This window comes from Rahnella sp. ChDrAdgB13, assembly GCF_017655185.1.
Taxonomy (GTDB): Bacteria; Pseudomonadota; Gammaproteobacteria; order Enterobacterales; family Enterobacteriaceae; genus Rahnella; species Rahnella contaminans.
This window is the reverse complement of the sequence record NZ_JAEMGT010000037.1, coordinates 40548-55683: the sequence shown is the minus strand read 5'-3', so window position 1 is coordinate 55683 and position 15136 is coordinate 40548. Positions and strand designations below refer to the sequence as shown.

At 49.0% G+C, this 15136-nt stretch carries 17 protein-coding genes and 1 other annotated feature; of the genes, 10 read left to right on the top strand and 7 right to left on the bottom strand.

Annotation, left to right across the window (positions count from 1 at the left end):
- Window positions 1-119: 119 nt before the first annotated feature.
- The 4 genes from J8X26_RS13070 to hxpB all read right to left on the bottom strand — a co-directional run bounded on the left by J8X26_RS13070 (window position 120) and on the right by hxpB (window position 3477).
- Window positions 120-677, bottom strand: coding sequence for a metal-dependent hydrolase (locus J8X26_RS13070; protein ID WP_104922575.1), 558 nt, complete (start codon window positions 675-677; stop codon window positions 120-122).
- Between the two features lie 152 nt (window positions 678-829).
- Window positions 830-1591: a 2-dehydro-3-deoxy-D-gluconate 5-dehydrogenase KduD gene (gene kduD / locus J8X26_RS13065; RefSeq protein ID WP_208951078.1), complete on the bottom strand. Its 762-nt coding sequence runs from the start codon at window positions 1589-1591 to the stop codon at window positions 830-832.
- Between the two features lie 77 nt (window positions 1592-1668).
- Window positions 1669-2505, bottom strand: coding sequence for a 5-dehydro-4-deoxy-D-glucuronate isomerase (gene kduI, locus J8X26_RS13060; protein ID WP_152325686.1), 837 nt, complete (start codon window positions 2503-2505; stop codon window positions 1669-1671).
- Between the two features lie 306 nt (window positions 2506-2811).
- The gene (hxpB, locus tag J8X26_RS13055) at window positions 2812-3477 is read right to left on the bottom strand and encodes a hexitol phosphatase HxpB (protein WP_208951077.1); all 666 of its coding nucleotides are present in this window, start codon (window positions 3475-3477) and stop codon (window positions 2812-2814) included.
- Between the two features lie 206 nt (window positions 3478-3683).
- On the opposite strand from hxpB, the gene J8X26_RS13050 reads away from it, so the two are divergent.
- Entirely contained in the window at window positions 3684-4235 is a 552-nt protein-coding gene (locus J8X26_RS13050) for a YniB family protein (protein WP_152325688.1), read from the top strand.
- Window positions 4236-4341: 106 nt separating this feature from the next.
- Here J8X26_RS13050 and J8X26_RS13045 read toward each other — a convergent pair whose 3' ends face one another.
- Window positions 4342-5211 (bottom strand): fructosamine kinase family protein, encoded by an 870-nt coding sequence (locus J8X26_RS13045; protein ID WP_152325689.1) that lies wholly within the window; start codon window positions 5209-5211, stop codon window positions 4342-4344.
- 322 nt (window positions 5212-5533) lie between these two features.
- Here J8X26_RS13045 and J8X26_RS13040 point away from each other — a divergent pair, with 322 nt between their 5' ends.
- Window positions 5534-6169, top strand: coding sequence for a transglycosylase SLT domain-containing protein (locus J8X26_RS13040; protein WP_152326331.1), 636 nt, complete (start codon window positions 5534-5536; stop codon window positions 6167-6169).
- 24 nt (window positions 6170-6193) lie between these two features.
- On the opposite strand, the gene J8X26_RS13035 is transcribed toward J8X26_RS13040, so the two are convergent.
- Window positions 6194-6877: a MarC family NAAT transporter gene (locus J8X26_RS13035; RefSeq protein ID WP_152325690.1), complete on the bottom strand. Its 684-nt coding sequence runs from the start codon at window positions 6875-6877 to the stop codon at window positions 6194-6196.
- A 290-nt stretch (window positions 6878-7167) separates the two neighbouring features.
- Between J8X26_RS13035 and thrS the strand changes: the two genes are divergently transcribed.
- The 8 genes from thrS (at window position 7168) to ihfA (ending at window position 14379) form a co-directional block, all read left to right on the top strand.
- A complete protein-coding gene (thrS, locus tag J8X26_RS13030) occupies window positions 7168-9096 on the top strand; it encodes a threonine--tRNA ligase (RefSeq protein WP_101077102.1) in 1929 nt (642 codons plus the stop codon).
- Window positions 9097-9099: 3 nt separating this feature from the next.
- The gene (gene infC / locus J8X26_RS13025; protein WP_013576136.1) at window positions 9100-9651 is read left to right on the top strand and encodes a translation initiation factor IF-3; all 552 of its coding nucleotides are present in this window, start codon (window positions 9100-9102) and stop codon (window positions 9649-9651) included.
- A 95-nt stretch (window positions 9652-9746) separates the two neighbouring features.
- Complete coding sequence (gene rpmI, locus J8X26_RS13020; protein ID WP_013576135.1) at window positions 9747-9944, top strand: 50S ribosomal protein L35; 198 nt, start codon at window positions 9747-9749, stop codon at window positions 9942-9944.
- 42 nt (window positions 9945-9986) lie between these two features.
- Complete coding sequence (rplT, locus tag J8X26_RS13015; protein WP_208951076.1) at window positions 9987-10343, top strand: 50S ribosomal protein L20; 357 nt, start codon at window positions 9987-9989, stop codon at window positions 10341-10343.
- Window positions 10344-10468: 125 nt separating this feature from the next.
- Window positions 10469-10593 (top strand) — a sequence feature (Phe leader region).
- Window positions 10474-10518 carry a pheST operon leader peptide PheM gene (gene pheM / locus J8X26_RS13010; protein ID WP_106120997.1) on the top strand — a complete coding sequence of 15 codons (45 nt, stop codon included), beginning with the start codon at window positions 10474-10476 and terminating at the stop codon, window positions 10516-10518. (Overlaps the previous feature by 45 nt.)
- Before the next feature lie 99 nt (window positions 10594-10692).
- Window positions 10693-11676, top strand: a complete 984-nt coding sequence (pheS, locus tag J8X26_RS13005) for a phenylalanine--tRNA ligase subunit alpha (RefSeq protein WP_152325692.1) — start codon at window positions 10693-10695, stop codon at window positions 11674-11676.
- A gap of 14 nt (window positions 11677-11690) precedes the next feature.
- Complete coding sequence (gene pheT, locus J8X26_RS13000; RefSeq protein WP_208951075.1) at window positions 11691-14078, top strand: phenylalanine--tRNA ligase subunit beta; 2388 nt, start codon at window positions 11691-11693, stop codon at window positions 14076-14078.
- A 4-nt stretch (window positions 14079-14082) separates the two neighbouring features.
- Entirely contained in the window at window positions 14083-14379 is a 297-nt protein-coding gene (gene ihfA, locus J8X26_RS12995) for an integration host factor subunit alpha (protein WP_004089944.1), read from the top strand.
- A 339-nt stretch (window positions 14380-14718) separates the two neighbouring features.
- Here ihfA and J8X26_RS12990 read toward each other — a convergent pair whose 3' ends face one another.
- On the bottom strand, window positions 14719-14874 hold the full coding sequence (locus J8X26_RS12990) for a hypothetical protein (protein ID WP_165056879.1): 156 nt from the start codon (window positions 14872-14874) through the stop codon (window positions 14719-14721).
- Window positions 14875-15136 lie beyond the last annotated feature (262 nt).

The window sequence follows — 15136 nt, the reverse complement described above, 5'->3', positions numbered from 1 at the left end:
TTGCCTGCCATACTTCCCTCAAAAATTGCCATTACTTATTAACTGACAATTCCTTTTGGGATAGGTTCTTAGGTTTGATTCGTACTAAATATCACCAAAATGGCGGTATTTTATGCTTGTCATATGAATAATTTCAGAATGTGATTAAAAATATCCGGATTTATTGCACCAATAATGGGCGTCCAGTCAGGCCAGAATAGCGTCAGACCGACCAGCATCAGACATAACGTACGTTCGAGCTGATTGCCTTTTTGACTGTTGATTAGCGGCAGGCGAAAACGCCAGCGGCATGGCCACAATAATGGAACACCGGCTGGTGTCAGCATATCGGCCAGAATATGGCTCAGATAGCCAATTATCATGGCATGAAAGGCATCGATGGGGATCACCCAGTCGTGAGGGAAATGGGTGCGTAGCAGGAAAATACCCCCCGCGACGGCAAGCAAGCTGTGTGTGAATCCACGGTGCCCGAATGCCCGCGCGATCGGAGCGGAAATCCATTTCAGGCGCTGGCCAATCAGTGATTTGGGATGATCGATGTCGGGCAGCAGGCACGTCAGCAGCGACCCCGGAATAATATGCCACCAGTCGCCGTGCGCCAGTTCCGGAGAGAGCTGTGCCTTTTTCGCAAACACTGCACAGGCAATTGAAAAAATGAGGTGGCCTTCCGCCGTCATGACGCGTCCGAACTGGATAACTGTTATTTTATCCAGTATAAGTGAAACTGTCACAATCTTGGAAGAGACACCCTGTAACTAATTGTCAACGATATGATAAAAAAGAAAAAGGCGTATAAAAATACGCCTTTTTATTGTCACTTATTGGGTTGCTATCGCGCCAGCCATCCACCATCAACGGCAATGGTATAGCCGTTAACGTAATCCGAGGCTTTCGACGCCAGAAATACTACGGGGCCCATGACATCTTCCGGCAAACCCCAGCGCCCGGCGGGGATGCGATCAAGAATTTCTTTGCTGCGATCTTCATCCGCACGAAGTTGTTCAGTATTGTTGGTCGCCATATAGCCCGGTGCAATGGCGTTAATATTAACATTGTGCTTCGCCCATTCATTAGCCATCAGCCGGGTGATGCCCATGACGGCACTTTTTGATGCCGTATAAGAAGGAACGCGAATGCCGCCCTGATAGGAAAGCATGGACGCAATGTTAATAATTTTACCGCCAGTACCTTGCGTAATGAACTGCTTAGCCACGGCCTGAGACATGAAGAACAGTGTTTTGCTGTTCACGTTCATCACGTCGTCCCAATTCTTCTCGCTGAACTCGATAGCATCTTCCCGGCGAATGATACCGGCGTTGTTTACCAGAATATCGATATGACCAAACTCGCTGACCGCTTTTTCGATGAATTTGGGAATGCCCGTAATGCTACTCAGGTCAGCGCGAAGGTCGAGGAAACGGCGGCCGGTTGCCGTGATTTTTTCGGCCGTTTCGTTTGGCGCTGAAACGTTAATACCTACGATATCGCAACCGGCTTGTGCCAGTCCCAGCGCCATACCCTGGCCCAGTCCGGTGTTACAACCGGTCACGATTGCGACTTTGCCGCTTAATTCAAACGCATTGAGGATCATATTCAAAGTCTCTTTTGCACGGCACGTTCGCCATTAATGGATGATTTGCTCCGCTGCCGTGCAGCAGAGCACAAGGGTTAGCGCAGTTCGCTGACTTTGACGTGATCCATGTCGTCAAATACCTGGTTTTCGCCAACCATTCCCCAGATGAAGGTGTAGTTTTTCGTGCCTACACCGGAATGAATTGACCAGCTCGGTGAGATGACCGCCTGTTCGTTATGAACGAGCAAATGACGCGTTTCCTGTGGTTGCCCCATCATGTGAAACACGGCGGTTTCTTCCTCCATATTGAAGTAGAAATACACTTCCATACGACGCTCGTGGGTATGGCAAGGCATGGTGTTCCACAGGCTGCCTTCTTCGAGTTTCGTCAAGCCCATCGTCAGCTGGCAGGTTTCTAAAACGTCAGGCACGATGAATTTATTAATGGTGCGGCGGTTGCTGGTGGCCGCGTCGCCAATAGTTTGAGGAGACGCTTCGGCCAGCGTGATTTTTTTGTTAGGGAACGTCGTGTGCGCAGGGGCGCTGTTGTAGTAGAATTTGGCGGGTTTTGCGGCATCAACGCTGCTGAATTCAACGTGCTTCCCGCCTTTGCCGACGTACAGCGCTTCTTCATGACCAATCTCATAAGTTGTTCCGTCAACCACAATAAGGCCCGGCCCGCCGATGTTGATCACGCCAAGCTCGCGGCGTTCGAGGAAATAGCTCACGCCGAGTTGTTTACCAACGTCATCACCTATCGAAACTGATTTTTCAGCGGGCATAACACCGCCGACGATAATGCGATCGATGTGGCTGTAGGTCATGGTGCAGGCGTTTTTCTCGAAGATTTTCTCGATGAGGAATTCGCGGCGTAATTGTGCGGTATCCAGCGTTTTGGCGTGGTCGCTGTGGATGCTTTGACGAACTTGCATGTCGGTGCCTCTCATAGGTTTGCAATAAAGGGGGACGTGCCGGGCGAGTCTGACCGTTGCGTGGCAGTGACAGCGTACAGAAGCAGGAGAGCTCCCGGCTCGTCCTTGTTAAACGCAGCATAGGTTCATTGGCATATGAATTCAATAAAAATGAAATAACGTTTTATTTATTTTATGAGGCAGTTCATGATTCGCGAAATTAAACGCTGTCCGGGGAAATGTGGCAGGGAAAATGCGAAGTCAGGTTGAAGCAGGGAACGGCACAGAAGCGGGGTGGCTTTGCGCCGGTTTACCCAGGAATAGGTCTCAGATGATATGTAATGGCTCTAAAGCTTCAAGGGTCGCGAGTTTCGTGTCGGCAAGCGCCCAACGCGGATCTTCGCGATACTCACTGGCGGGAACAACAATCGAGCGCATGCGTGCGGCTTTCGTGGCAATCATCCCGTTAAAGGAATCTTCCAGCGTGACGCAGTTCAGAGGGTCAACCTGCAATTCACCGGCTGCGAGCAGATAAACTTCCGGGTGCGGTTTACTGTAAGGCAGGTTTTCTGCCGAAGTGATCACCTGAAAATAGGATTGCAGGCTGAACATCTCAAGAACCGCCCTGAGCATAAATAAAGGAGAAGCGGACGCGAGGCCAATTTTCAGACCGCTGTCACGACACAGCTCAAGTGCCTGGTTCACACCCGGCAGCAAAGGGCGTGTTTGTTCCACCAGTTCGACGGTGCGCGTGATGATCATTTTAGACACTTCGTCCTGCGTCGGCCCTTGCCATGGCAGCGTTTGATACCACATTCTGACCACCTGATCGACGCGCAACCCCAGCGTATCCTGCAGTAAATGTCGCTGAGAAATATCGACGCCGAGGCTACCGAAAACGTCCAGTTCTGCCTGAACCCAAAGCGGTTCAGAATCAATTAACAGACCATCCATATCGAAAATTGCTGCATTAACAGGGCGAACATAAGCCATGAAAGCGGACTCCGTAAAAGTGAATTAAGGCTTTACTCTAACACCGCCGGTTCTGAGGGTGAAATGCGATATAGGGACGGTCAGGAAAACCGTCAGGAACGCTGTTTCAGGCAGGCAACGCCAGTAACTGATTAAAACATTGGGCGCAAAATACTTTCTGTGGGTAAACTTACGTGTTGCTTTAGGTGTCCTAACAAGGGGAATTCATGACGTATCAACAAGCCGGACGCGTGGCAGTGATTAAACGGATTGCAGGATGGATTATTTTTATCCCTGCGCTGCTTTCAACACTGATTTCATTGCTTAATTTTATTAATGAACACACTAAAACTGAGCAGGGCATCAATGCCGTTATGCTGGATTTCGTCCACGTGATGGTCGATATGGTGAAGTTCAACACCTCGTTTCTTAACGTTTTCTGGTACAACTCCCCCGTACCTGCTTTGGGGCAGGGCGTGACCACCGCCAACATCGTATTCTTTATTATCTACTGGCTGATTTTTGTCGGTCTTGCGTTACAGGCATCCGGCGCAAGAATGTCCCGTCAGGTGAAACATATCCGTGAAGGTATCCAGGATCAACTGATCCTTGAGCAGGCGAAAGGTGCAGAAGGGCGTACACGACCACAGATTGAAGAACGGATTGTCATCCCGAGACATACGATTCTGGTGCAGTATTTTCCGCTCTATATTCTGCCCATCGTTATTGCAGTCGTTGCGTATTTCATTTTGAAATTATTAGGTTTAATTGCAGGTTGATCTGAGATTACTTTCTGTAACATCTGATTTATCATTCTCATAAATAAGGCCTGAATATCTTCATTATTCAGGCCTTATTTGTTTATGCAGTAAAACATTTACCAGGCTAATTAATATCGTCGTGGAGAAGTCTTTCAATAGCGCGCTGAGCAACAACGAGGTGCTGCCCTCCGAATAAATTACTGCGATTTAGCAGGTAATATAACTGGTAGATTGGCTGTCTTGAAATGAAGTCATCCGGAAGCGGCGTTCTGCTTTGATAACCGTCATATAATTGTGGCGGAACATTAGGATACAGCGGAAGCATAGCCAGATCGCATTCCCTGTCGCCCCAGTAACAGGCGGGGTCGAAAATGACCGGTCCGTGTTCGGAAAGGCCACAGTTGTGCGGCCATAAATCGCCGTGTAATAAAGAAGGCTGAGGCTGATGGTTCTGTAAGCGGGCATGAACCATTGCTGTGATATCTTCGATATTGCCGAACGTCATTCCTTTTTCCGCCGCCAGTTGCAACTGCCACCCGATACGCTGTTCGGCAAAGAATGTCGCCCAGCGCCGCTGCCAGCTGTTGGGTTGCGGCAGGGTCGCCAGCTCATTATCGAAATCAAGACCGAATTGCAGTTGCTCGCTCCACTGATGTAACGCGGCAAGTTGCTGCCCTAAAATGTAGGCGTTATGGGCATCCAGAGGCTTTTGCGGGATATATTCCAGCAGCAGGAAACTGTAGTCACGATCGCTGCCAACACCATAAACCTCTGGCACGCGAACCGTCTGACTTCGGGCAAGCAGTGCGAGCTGATCGGCTTCAGCCGCGAAAATAGGGAGCATTTCGCGCGCATTGCACTTCACGAATACATCCCTGTCACCGTAGCTCAACCGCCAGGCCGGGTGAATTTCTCCTCCCGGCAGTTCAACACGTTCGCGGATTTCAGCACTGCCCAGGTGTTCACTCAACAAACGATTGACGGCTTGCCACATGGTATCACCCCTTCTGACTGGCCCGATAATTCATTAAGTTAGCGTTTTTTGTGGTTCAAAAACCCGATCCCGCGCACGGCTGAATCAGATGATGCTGTTAATTTATGCGAATTGTGTCGTGACTGAACTGAGAGTGTAATCAATGAATCTGTTAATTTCAGAATATGTGACGCAAAAGAGGTTTTATATGCAGAATTGTCTTATCGACATGTGTCTAACCCCCTTGTTTAACAAAACAATAATAATAATAGACTAAAAATATATTCAGGTGTGGGAAGAAGATGTATATGCTAGCCCTCGTCCCAGTCGCGAGAGAGAAAACGTGAAACCAAAAATTCTTTATTTGATGGCCGCGCTTTTACTGGCGGGTTGCGCTAAAGAAACACCGGTTAAAACCACGCATTTTTTGAATCCATCGCCACCCATACAAAGCGAAACTTCATTAATGCATCCGGGGCCTTATGGTGATGTTATTCACCAGGCGGCAAATACTTACGGCGTCGACGAAACACTTGTTAAAGCAATCATTCAGGTTGAATCTGGATATAACCCAACCGTTGTCAGTAAATCGAATGCGATTGGGTTAATGCAGCTAAAGGCCTCAACGGCAGGACGCGATGCCTACCGGATGAAAGGACGTTACGGGCAGCCCAGCGCTCATGAACTGAAAGATCCCGCGATGAATATCGACTTGGGCACGGCGTATCTGAGTATCCTCCAGCAGCAGCTGGCGGGGATCAGTAATCCGGAAACCCGTCGTTATGCAACGACGGTGGCCTACGTTAACGGGGCTGGAGCATTACTGAGAACTTTCGCGAAAGATAAAACATACGCAATTGCGAAAATTAATCAGATGTCTCCGCAAGAGTTTTACCAGCATGTGCAGCAGAAACATCCGGCGCCTCAGGCTCCGCGTTATCTGTGGAAAGTGAACAGCGCCTATCTGGCGATGCGTTAAGTTCCGTTTCCCGTCAGTAGCGAATCAGGCTGCTGGCGGGAAATGAGAAATAATTTCAGTCACGCCGTTAATCACAAACTGCACGCCCATACAGACCAGCAAGAATCCCATCAGCCGCGAAATTGCTTCAATCCCGCTTTTCCCAACCAGACGCATAATGCCGCCCGCACTGCGCAATGTGAGCCATAAAATCAGGCTGACCAGAAAGAAAATCAGCACCGGCGCCACTAAAATTACCCAGTGAGGAAAATCTGAACCTTCTCTTATGGTTGATGCGCTGCTGATAATCATCGCAATAGTACCCGGACCCGCGGTGCTGGGCATCGCCAGCGGCACAAACGCGATATTCGGTGAATCCTGTCGTTTCATCTCCTCGGTTTTATTCTCCATCAGTACTTTCTCTTCAACGTGTTGCTGAGGGAAAAGCATTCGGAAACCGATAAATGTGACAATCAGACCGCCCGCAATACGCAAGCCGGGAATTGAAATCCCGAAGGTATTCATCACCAGTTGTCCGGCGTAGTAGGCGACCATCATGATAATGAAAACATATACCGAGGCCATCAGTGACTGCTGATTTCGCTCCTGAGCTGTCATGTTTCCGGATAGCCCAAGCAAAAGGGCAACGGTGGTTAACGGATTTGCCAGCGGAAGAATCACCACTAAACCCAATCCGATGGCCTGGAATAACAGGCTGACTTCTGACATAAATTTCCCTTTTAAAAAGCGTTTATGTTTACCTTAGCGTGTCCGGAGGGGATTACACGAAAAATATCCATCTTAAGCAACACAGGTTGCTGGAAATTCGCACTTTACGGGTGGTAAACTCGCTGTCTGTTTTCACGTCGCATCCCGATACAATTACGTGATGTATTCCAGGGTGCCTATATTTGGCAAAGTAAAGCTGAATAGCGTGAATAACTACATGAAATTAAACTCAAATATTTTTCTAGATGTGCTCTGTCGTGTGGGGCACCACTGTAGATTAAGGAATTAACATGCCTGTCATTACTCTTCCTGATGGAAGCCAGCGCGTTTTTGATCGCCCCGTTTCACCTCTTGATGTTGCTCTCGATATCGGTCCTGGTCTGGCGAAAGCCTGTATCGCTGGTCGTGTTAACGGCGAACTGGTTGATGCAACCGATCTGATTGAAACCGACGCGCAACTGGCGATCATCACCGCTAAAGACGAAGCCGGTCTTGAAATTTTGCGTCACTCCTGTGCGCACCTTTTGGGTCATGCCATCAAACAATTGTGGCCAGACACCAAAATGGCTATCGGCCCGGTTATCGATAATGGCTTCTATTATGACGTCGATTTAGATCGTACGCTCACTCAGGAAGACATTGAACTGCTTGAAAAGCGCATGCACGAACTGGCTGAAAAGAATTACGACGTTATTAAAAAGAAAGTCAGCTGGCAGGAAGCGCGCGATACCTTTGCAAGCCGTGGTGAAGAATATAAAGTCGCGATTCTGGATGAAAACATCAGCCATGATGATCGTCCGGGCCTGTATCATCATGAAGAATACGTCGATATGTGCCGCGGCCCGCACGTACCGAACATGCGTTTCTGCCATCATTTCAAACTGCAGAAAACATCCGGTGCTTACTGGCGTGGCAACAGCGACAATAAAATGTTGCAACGTATCTACGGCACTGCCTGGGCAGACAAAAAGCAACTTAATGCCTACATTCAGCGTCTGGAAGAAGCCGGCAAGCGCGATCACCGTAAAATCGGTAAGCAACTCGACCTGTATCACATGCAGGAAGAAGCGCCGGGCATGGTGTTCTGGCACAACGACGGCTGGACTATTTTCCGTGAGCTCGAAGCCTTCGTACGTATGAAACTGAAGTCTTATGACTATCAGGAAGTCAAAGGTCCGTTCATGATGGACCGCGTACTGTGGGAAAAAACAGGTCACTGGGAAAACTACAAAGAAGCGATGTTCACCACGTCTTCTGAAAACCGTGAATACTGCATCAAACCGATGAACTGTCCGGGTCACGTTCAGATCTTCAACCAGGGTCTGAAGTCCTACCGAGACCTGCCGCTGCGTATGGCCGAGTTCGGCAGCTGCCACCGTAATGAGCCATCGGGCGCATTGCATGGCCTGATGCGGGTTCGTGGTTTCACTCAGGACGACGCCCACATCTTCTGTACCGAAGAGCAGGTTCGTGACGAAGTGAACAGCTGTATTCGCATGGTCTACGACATGTACAGCACTTTTGGTTTCGAAAAGATCGTGGTGAAACTGTCCACCCGTCCTGAGAAGCGCATTGGTACTGACGAAATGTGGACTAAGGCAGAAGATGACCTGGCTGCAGCACTGACCGAAAACAAGATTGAATTCGAATATCAGCCGGGCGAAGGTGCGTTCTACGGTCCGAAAATTGAATTTACCTTGCATGATTGTTTGGATCGTGCGTGGCAGTGTGGTACCGTGCAGCTCGACTTTTCATTACCTGGTCGCTTGAACGCCTCCTATATTGGCGAAAGCAACGACCGTCAGGTCCCGGTAATGATTCACCGTGCTATTCTGGGTTCCATGGAGCGCTTCATCGGTATTCTGACCGAAGAATACGCCGGGTTCTTCCCGACCTGGATGGCGCCGGTGCAAGTTGTGATCATGAACATTACTGATTCACAAGCGCCGTATGTCGAAGAATTAACTAAAAAACTGCAAGATGCAGGCATTCGCGTTAAAGCCGACTTGAGAAATGAGAAGATTGGCTTTAAAATCCGCGAACACACGCTGCGCCGTGTTCCTTACATGTTAGTTTGTGGCGATAAAGAGGTCGAATCAGGCAAAGTTGCTGTTCGTACCCGCCGCGGCAAAGACTTAGGAAGCATGGATGTTAGCGAAGTCGTTGACAAACTGCTGGCGGAAATCCGCAGCAGAAGTCTTCATCAACTGGAGGAATAAAGTATTAAAGGCGGAAAACGAGTTCAACCGGCGCGTCCTAATCGCATTAACAAAGAGATTCGCGCGCAAGAAGTTCGCCTCACCGGCGTCGATGGCGAGCAGATTGGTATTGTCAGTCTGAATGAAGCTCTTGAAAAAGCTGAGGAAGCGGGCGTCGATTTAGTAGAAATCAGTCCGAATGCCGAGCCGCCAGTTTGTCGAATCATGGATTACGGCAAATTCCTCTACGAGAAGAGCAAGTCGACCAAAGAGCAGAAAAAGAAACAAAAAGTTATTCAGGTTAAGGAAATCAAATTCCGACCTGGTACCGATGATGGCGACTATCAGGTCAAACTACGCAACCTGATTCGCTTTCTGGAAGATGGCGATAAAGCTAAAATCACCCTGCGTTTCCGTGGGCGTGAAATGGCGCACCAACAGATCGGTATGGAAGTGCTTAACCGCGTCCGTAAAGACCTGTGTGAAGATTCTGAACTGGCCGTTGTCGAATCCTTCCCTACGAAGATCGAAGGTCGTCAGATGATCATGGTGCTCGCACCTAAGAAGAAACAGTAAGGCTTCCAAGTAATCCTGCTACGCGGTGTTCGCACCGCGTATGCTGGATTCGCCTTTCTGATTCATGTTAATAACAATGCGAAGTGGAATTTAAAATGCCAAAGATCAAAACAGTACGCGGCGCCGCTAAACGCTTCAAAAAAACCGCCAACGGTGGTTTTAAGCGTAAGCACGCAAACCTGCGTCATATTCTGACCAAAAAAGCTACTAAGCGTAAACGTCACTTGCGTCCAAAAGGCCTGGTATCCAAGAACGATTTGGGTCTGGTCTCTGCATGTCTGCCGTACGCATAAATACACTTTTTTTAATCTAGAATATAAAACTCAGGAGAGCATATGGCTCGCGTAAAACGTGGTGTGGTTGCACGTGCACGTCACAAGAAAATCTTAAAACAGGCGAAAGGTTACTACGGTGCCCGTTCTCGCGTATATCGTGTTGCATTCCAGGCTGTTATCAAAGCTGGTCAATACGCTTACCGTGACCGTCGTCAAAAGAAACGTCAGTTCCGTCAGCTGTGGATCGCGCGTATCAACGCAGCAGCTCGTCAGAACGACATGTCTTACAGCAAATTCATTAACGGCTTGAAAAAAGCTTCTATTGAAATTGACCGTAAGATCTTGGCTGACATCGCAGTATTCGACAAAGTGGTATTTGCCGCTCTGGTCGAAAAAGCGAAAGCAGCACTGGCGTAAGTCAGGTGAAAGAGGGAGCTTGCTCCCTCTTTTATATTTTGTGTTTAAAAACAGGCTGATTCGTTGTTTAATACTGACAGTCCCGTTTACGTCCATGCACAAGAAAGACAATCATTAAGGTAACGCAAGCATGAATGCTGCTATTTTCCGTTTCTTTTTTTACTTTAGCGCCTGACTCAGGAAGGCTTTCGCGCGTAAGAGAAGAAACGAAAAGTAGCGCCTAAGCCTCCCTTGTGGAGGCTTTTTTGTATCTGTGCTTTATACACTAAGGTTCAGGGTCAAAATCGCGCCCCTGATTAATAACGGTTATTTTACATCGGGCCATATTGGCCAGAAGAAGAGGAAAGCAATGCCACATCTCGCAGAGCTGGTTGCCAATGCCAAGGCAGCCGTAGAGAGTGCTCAGGATATCGCCGCGCTGGATAACGTGCGTGTCGAATATCTGGGTAAGAAAGGCCACCTGACACTCCAGATGACGACCCTCCGTGAATTGCCAGCGGAAGAACGTCCGGCAGCAGGCGCAGTGATCAACGAAGCGAAAACGCAGGTTCAGGAAGCCCTGAATGCGCGGAAAAATACGCTGGAATCCGCTGTGCTGAATGCGCGTCTTGCAGAAGAAACGATTGATGTTTCCCTGCCAGGCCGTCGTATCGAAAACGGCGGTTTGCATCCGGTGACCCGTACTATCGACCGCATTGAAACTTTCTTCGGTGAACTCGGCTTTACCGTGGAAACCGGTCCGGAAATCGAAGATGACTATCATAACTTCGATGCTCTGAATATCCCGGGGCACCACCCGGCCCGTGCTGACCACGACACTTTCTGGTTTGACGCTAAGCGCCTGCTGCGAACTCAGACGTCCGGCGTTCAGATCCGCACGATGAAAGATCAGCAACCGCCAATCCGTATTATCGCGCCGGGCCGCGTTTATCGTAACGATTACGACCAGACTCACACCCCGATGTTCCATCAGATGGAAGGCCTGATTGTTGATAAAGACATCAGCTTCTCCAACCTGAAAGGCACGCTGCACGATTTCCTTAACAACTTCTTTGAAGCTGATTTGCAGATCCGTTTCCGTCCTTCTTATTTCCCGTTCACCGAGCCTTCTGCGGAAGTTGACGTTATGGGCAAAAACGGGAAATGGCTGGAAGTGCTGGGTTGCGGCATGGTGCACCCGAACGTATTGCGTAACGTCGGTATTGATCCGGAAGTGTATTCTGGTTTTGCCTTCGGTATGGGGATGGAGCGTCTGACCATGCTGCGTTATGGCGTGACCGATCTGCGTGCATTCTTCGAAAACGATCTGCGTTTCCTCAAACAGTTTAAGTAAGGCGGGAATATCACATGAAATTCAGTGAACTCTGGTTGCGTGAGTGGGTAAACCCAGCCATCAGCAGCGAAGCATTATCAGACCAAATCACCATGGCTGGCCTGGAAGTCGATGGCGTTGAACCTGTCGCGGGCGCTTTTAACGGCGTCGTAGTGGGTGAAGTGGTCGAATGTGGTCAGCATCCGAATGCAGACAAACTGCGCGTAACAAAAGTAAACGTCGGCGGCGACCGTCTGCTGGACATCGTTTGTGGTGCACCAAACTGCCGTCAGGGCCTTAAAGTTGCTGTCGCCACCGTGGGCGCGGTATTGCCGGGTGATTTCAAAATCAAGGCAGCCAAACTGCGTGGCGAACCGTCTGAAGGCATGCTGTGTTCATTCTCTGAACTGGCGATTTCAGATGATCACGATGGCATCATCGAGTTACCGCTGGATGCGCCTGTTGGCACCGATATTCGTGAATTCCTGAAACTGGACGACACGACTATTGAAATCAGCGTGACGCCAAACCGTGCGGATTGCCTGGGTATTCTGGGCGTGGCGCGTGACGTTGCGGTGATTAACCAGCTCCCGCTGGTTGAGCCGGAAATGAATCCGGTTAAAGCCACTATTGATACTGCTATTTCTATCGATGTTCAGGCTCCTCAGGCTTGTCCGCGTTATCTGGGCCGCGTAGTCAAAGGCATCAACGTTAAGGCGCCTACGCCATTGTGGATGCGTGAAAAACTGCGCCGCTGTGGGACGCGTTCAATCGATGCCGTCGTCGATATCACAAACTATGTGCTGCTTGAACTCGGTCAGCCAATGCACGCCTTCGACCTGAACCGTATCGACGGTGGTATCGTTGTGCGTATGGCGAAAAAAGATGAAGCGCTGACTCTGCTTGATGGCACTGAAGCTAAACTGAACGAAGACACGTTGGTGATCGCCGATCACGGTAAAGCACTGGCGATGGCTGGGATTTTCGGTGGTGAACATTCTGGTGTGAACGATGAAACTCAGGACGTGCTGCTGGAATCTGCATTCTTTGCTCCGCTGTCTATCACCGGCCGCGCGCGCCGTCAGGGTCTGCACACCGACGCTTCGCACCGTTATGAACGTGGCGTTGACCCACAACTGCAATTCAAAGCCATCGAACGTGCAACCGCGTTACTGCTGAGCATTTGTGGTGGCGAAGCGGGTCCGGTTATCGACGTAACGTCAGAAGCTGACTTGCCGAAAGCTGCAACCATTACCCTGCGTCGCGAAAAATTGGATCGCCTGATTGGGCATCACGTTGAAGATGCGCAGGTAACGGACATTCTGACCCGTCTGGGCTGTCAGGTTCAGCATCATGGCGATCACTGGGTCGCTGTCGCGCCAAGCTGGCGTTTCGATATGCAAATTGAAGAAGACCTGGTGGAAGAAGTGGCGCGTGTTTACGGCTACAACAACATTCCAGATGTCCCGGTGAAAGTCAGCCTGGTGATGACTAAACACCGTGAAGCGAATTTGTCACTCAAACGTGTGAAAAATCTGCTGGTTGACCGTGGTTTCCAGGAAGCGATCACCTATAGTTTTGTTGATCCAAAAGTTCAGGCTCTGCTGCATCCGGGTGAAGACGCGCTGATTCTGCCAAGCCCGATCTCGGTAGAAATGTCGGCAATGCGTCTTTCTCTGTGGTCTGGTCTGCTGAGTGCGGTAGTCAATAACCAAAATCGTCAGCAAAGTCGCGTGCGCTTATTTGAAAGCGGCCTGCGCTTTGTGCCTGATACACAAGCCGATTTGGGGATCCGTCAGGACGTCATGCTGTCCGGTGTGATCTCCGGAACGAAAAATGAAGAGCACTGGGATCTGGCGCGTCAGGCAGTTGACTACTACGATTTGAAAGGTGATCTTGAGGCTATTCTTGAGCTTACCGGCAAAATGAACGATGTACAGTTCAAGGTTGAAGCAAATCCTGCACTGCACCCTGGGCAGAGCGCAGCGATTTATTTACACGGCGAACGTATTGGTTTCATTGGTGTAGTACACCCGGAACTGGAACGTAAACTCGATCTCAATGGCCGTACTGTTGTCTTCGAACTGTTATGGAATAAGGTCGCAGACCGCGTACTGCCTGATGCGAAAGAGATTTCCCGCTTCCCGGCGAACCGTCGTGACATCGCTGTTGTTGTGGCTGAAAACGTGCCCGCAGACGATATTTTGGCAGAGTGCAAGAAAGTTGGCGCAAATCAGGTAGTTGGCGTAAACTTGTTTGATGTGTACCGTGGCAAGGGCGTAGCTGAGGGTTATAAGAGCCTGGCTATCAGTCTGGTGTTGCAGGATACCGCCCGTACACTGGAAGAAGAGGAGATCGCCGCTACCGTTGCAAAATGCGTAGAGGCTCTAAAACAGCGATTCCAAGCATCCTTGAGGGATTGAACCTATGGCGCTTACTAAAGCTGAAATGTCAGAACACCTGTTTGAGAAGCTCGGGCTGAGCAAACGGGATGCCAAAGACCTTGTTGAAATATTTTTCGAAGAAGTCCGTCGTGCTTTGGAAAATGGCGAGCAAGTAAAACTGTCTGGCTTTGGCAACTTTGATCTGCGTGACAAAAACCAACGTCCGGGACGTAACCCGAAAACCGGCGAAGATATTCCGATCACGGCGCGTCGTGTGGTGACTTTCCGTCCGGGACAGAAATTGAAAAGTCGTGTTGAGAATGCCACTCCGAAAGAATAAGTAAAATCATCAAAAAGGTCGCGAAAGCGGCCTTTTTTTTACCTATTTTTTGTGATCATCCTCACGTAAGTTCGGCGGGGGATTTTACGCTTTTAAGTTATTAGCACAGAAAGTGAAAAGATAGTGTTAAAGGGGTGGGCGCTTCAGGATTAGTCTGATAGATTAAATTTCAAGTCTGGAAGGGAACATAATTATCAATTGATGTGTAAGCGATGATAATTAAAAAAGGAGCCGAAGCCCCTTAAGTTAAATAGCTCAATATGTTCAGGTTAAAATGCGCACGCATTTATTCTCCCGACGAGTGACCTGAAAATATATGAGTCAGATTAGAAAGTTGAATTAATGGTTGTAGAACATACGCGGTCCACCAGGGCCACCGCCGCCATGACCACCACCGTGACCGCCACCACCAGGGCCCCAGAACGGCGGGAATAAACAGCCACTGAGGCTGACGACGACCAGAGCTACGCTAAATAAAGCTAAAATACGACGCATATGAGACATCCTTTATTTGAATAAACAAGGCGAGTATAAAGAGATCGCAACAACGTTGTTGTCAGACTTACGTTAAGATTTGTTAGAGTCGTAATAAGATTTGAATAGATAATAATCTTCATCCTGTTGAGTTATTTCAATCAGGATATATTTGTATTTTTATTGTAAGGGCTCGGCAAGTTATCCGAAAATACGCTTATTTCTCATGTTCACTTCTTTTGCCTGCTGATATAAAAAACACGTCATAAAAAATAAAGAAGGC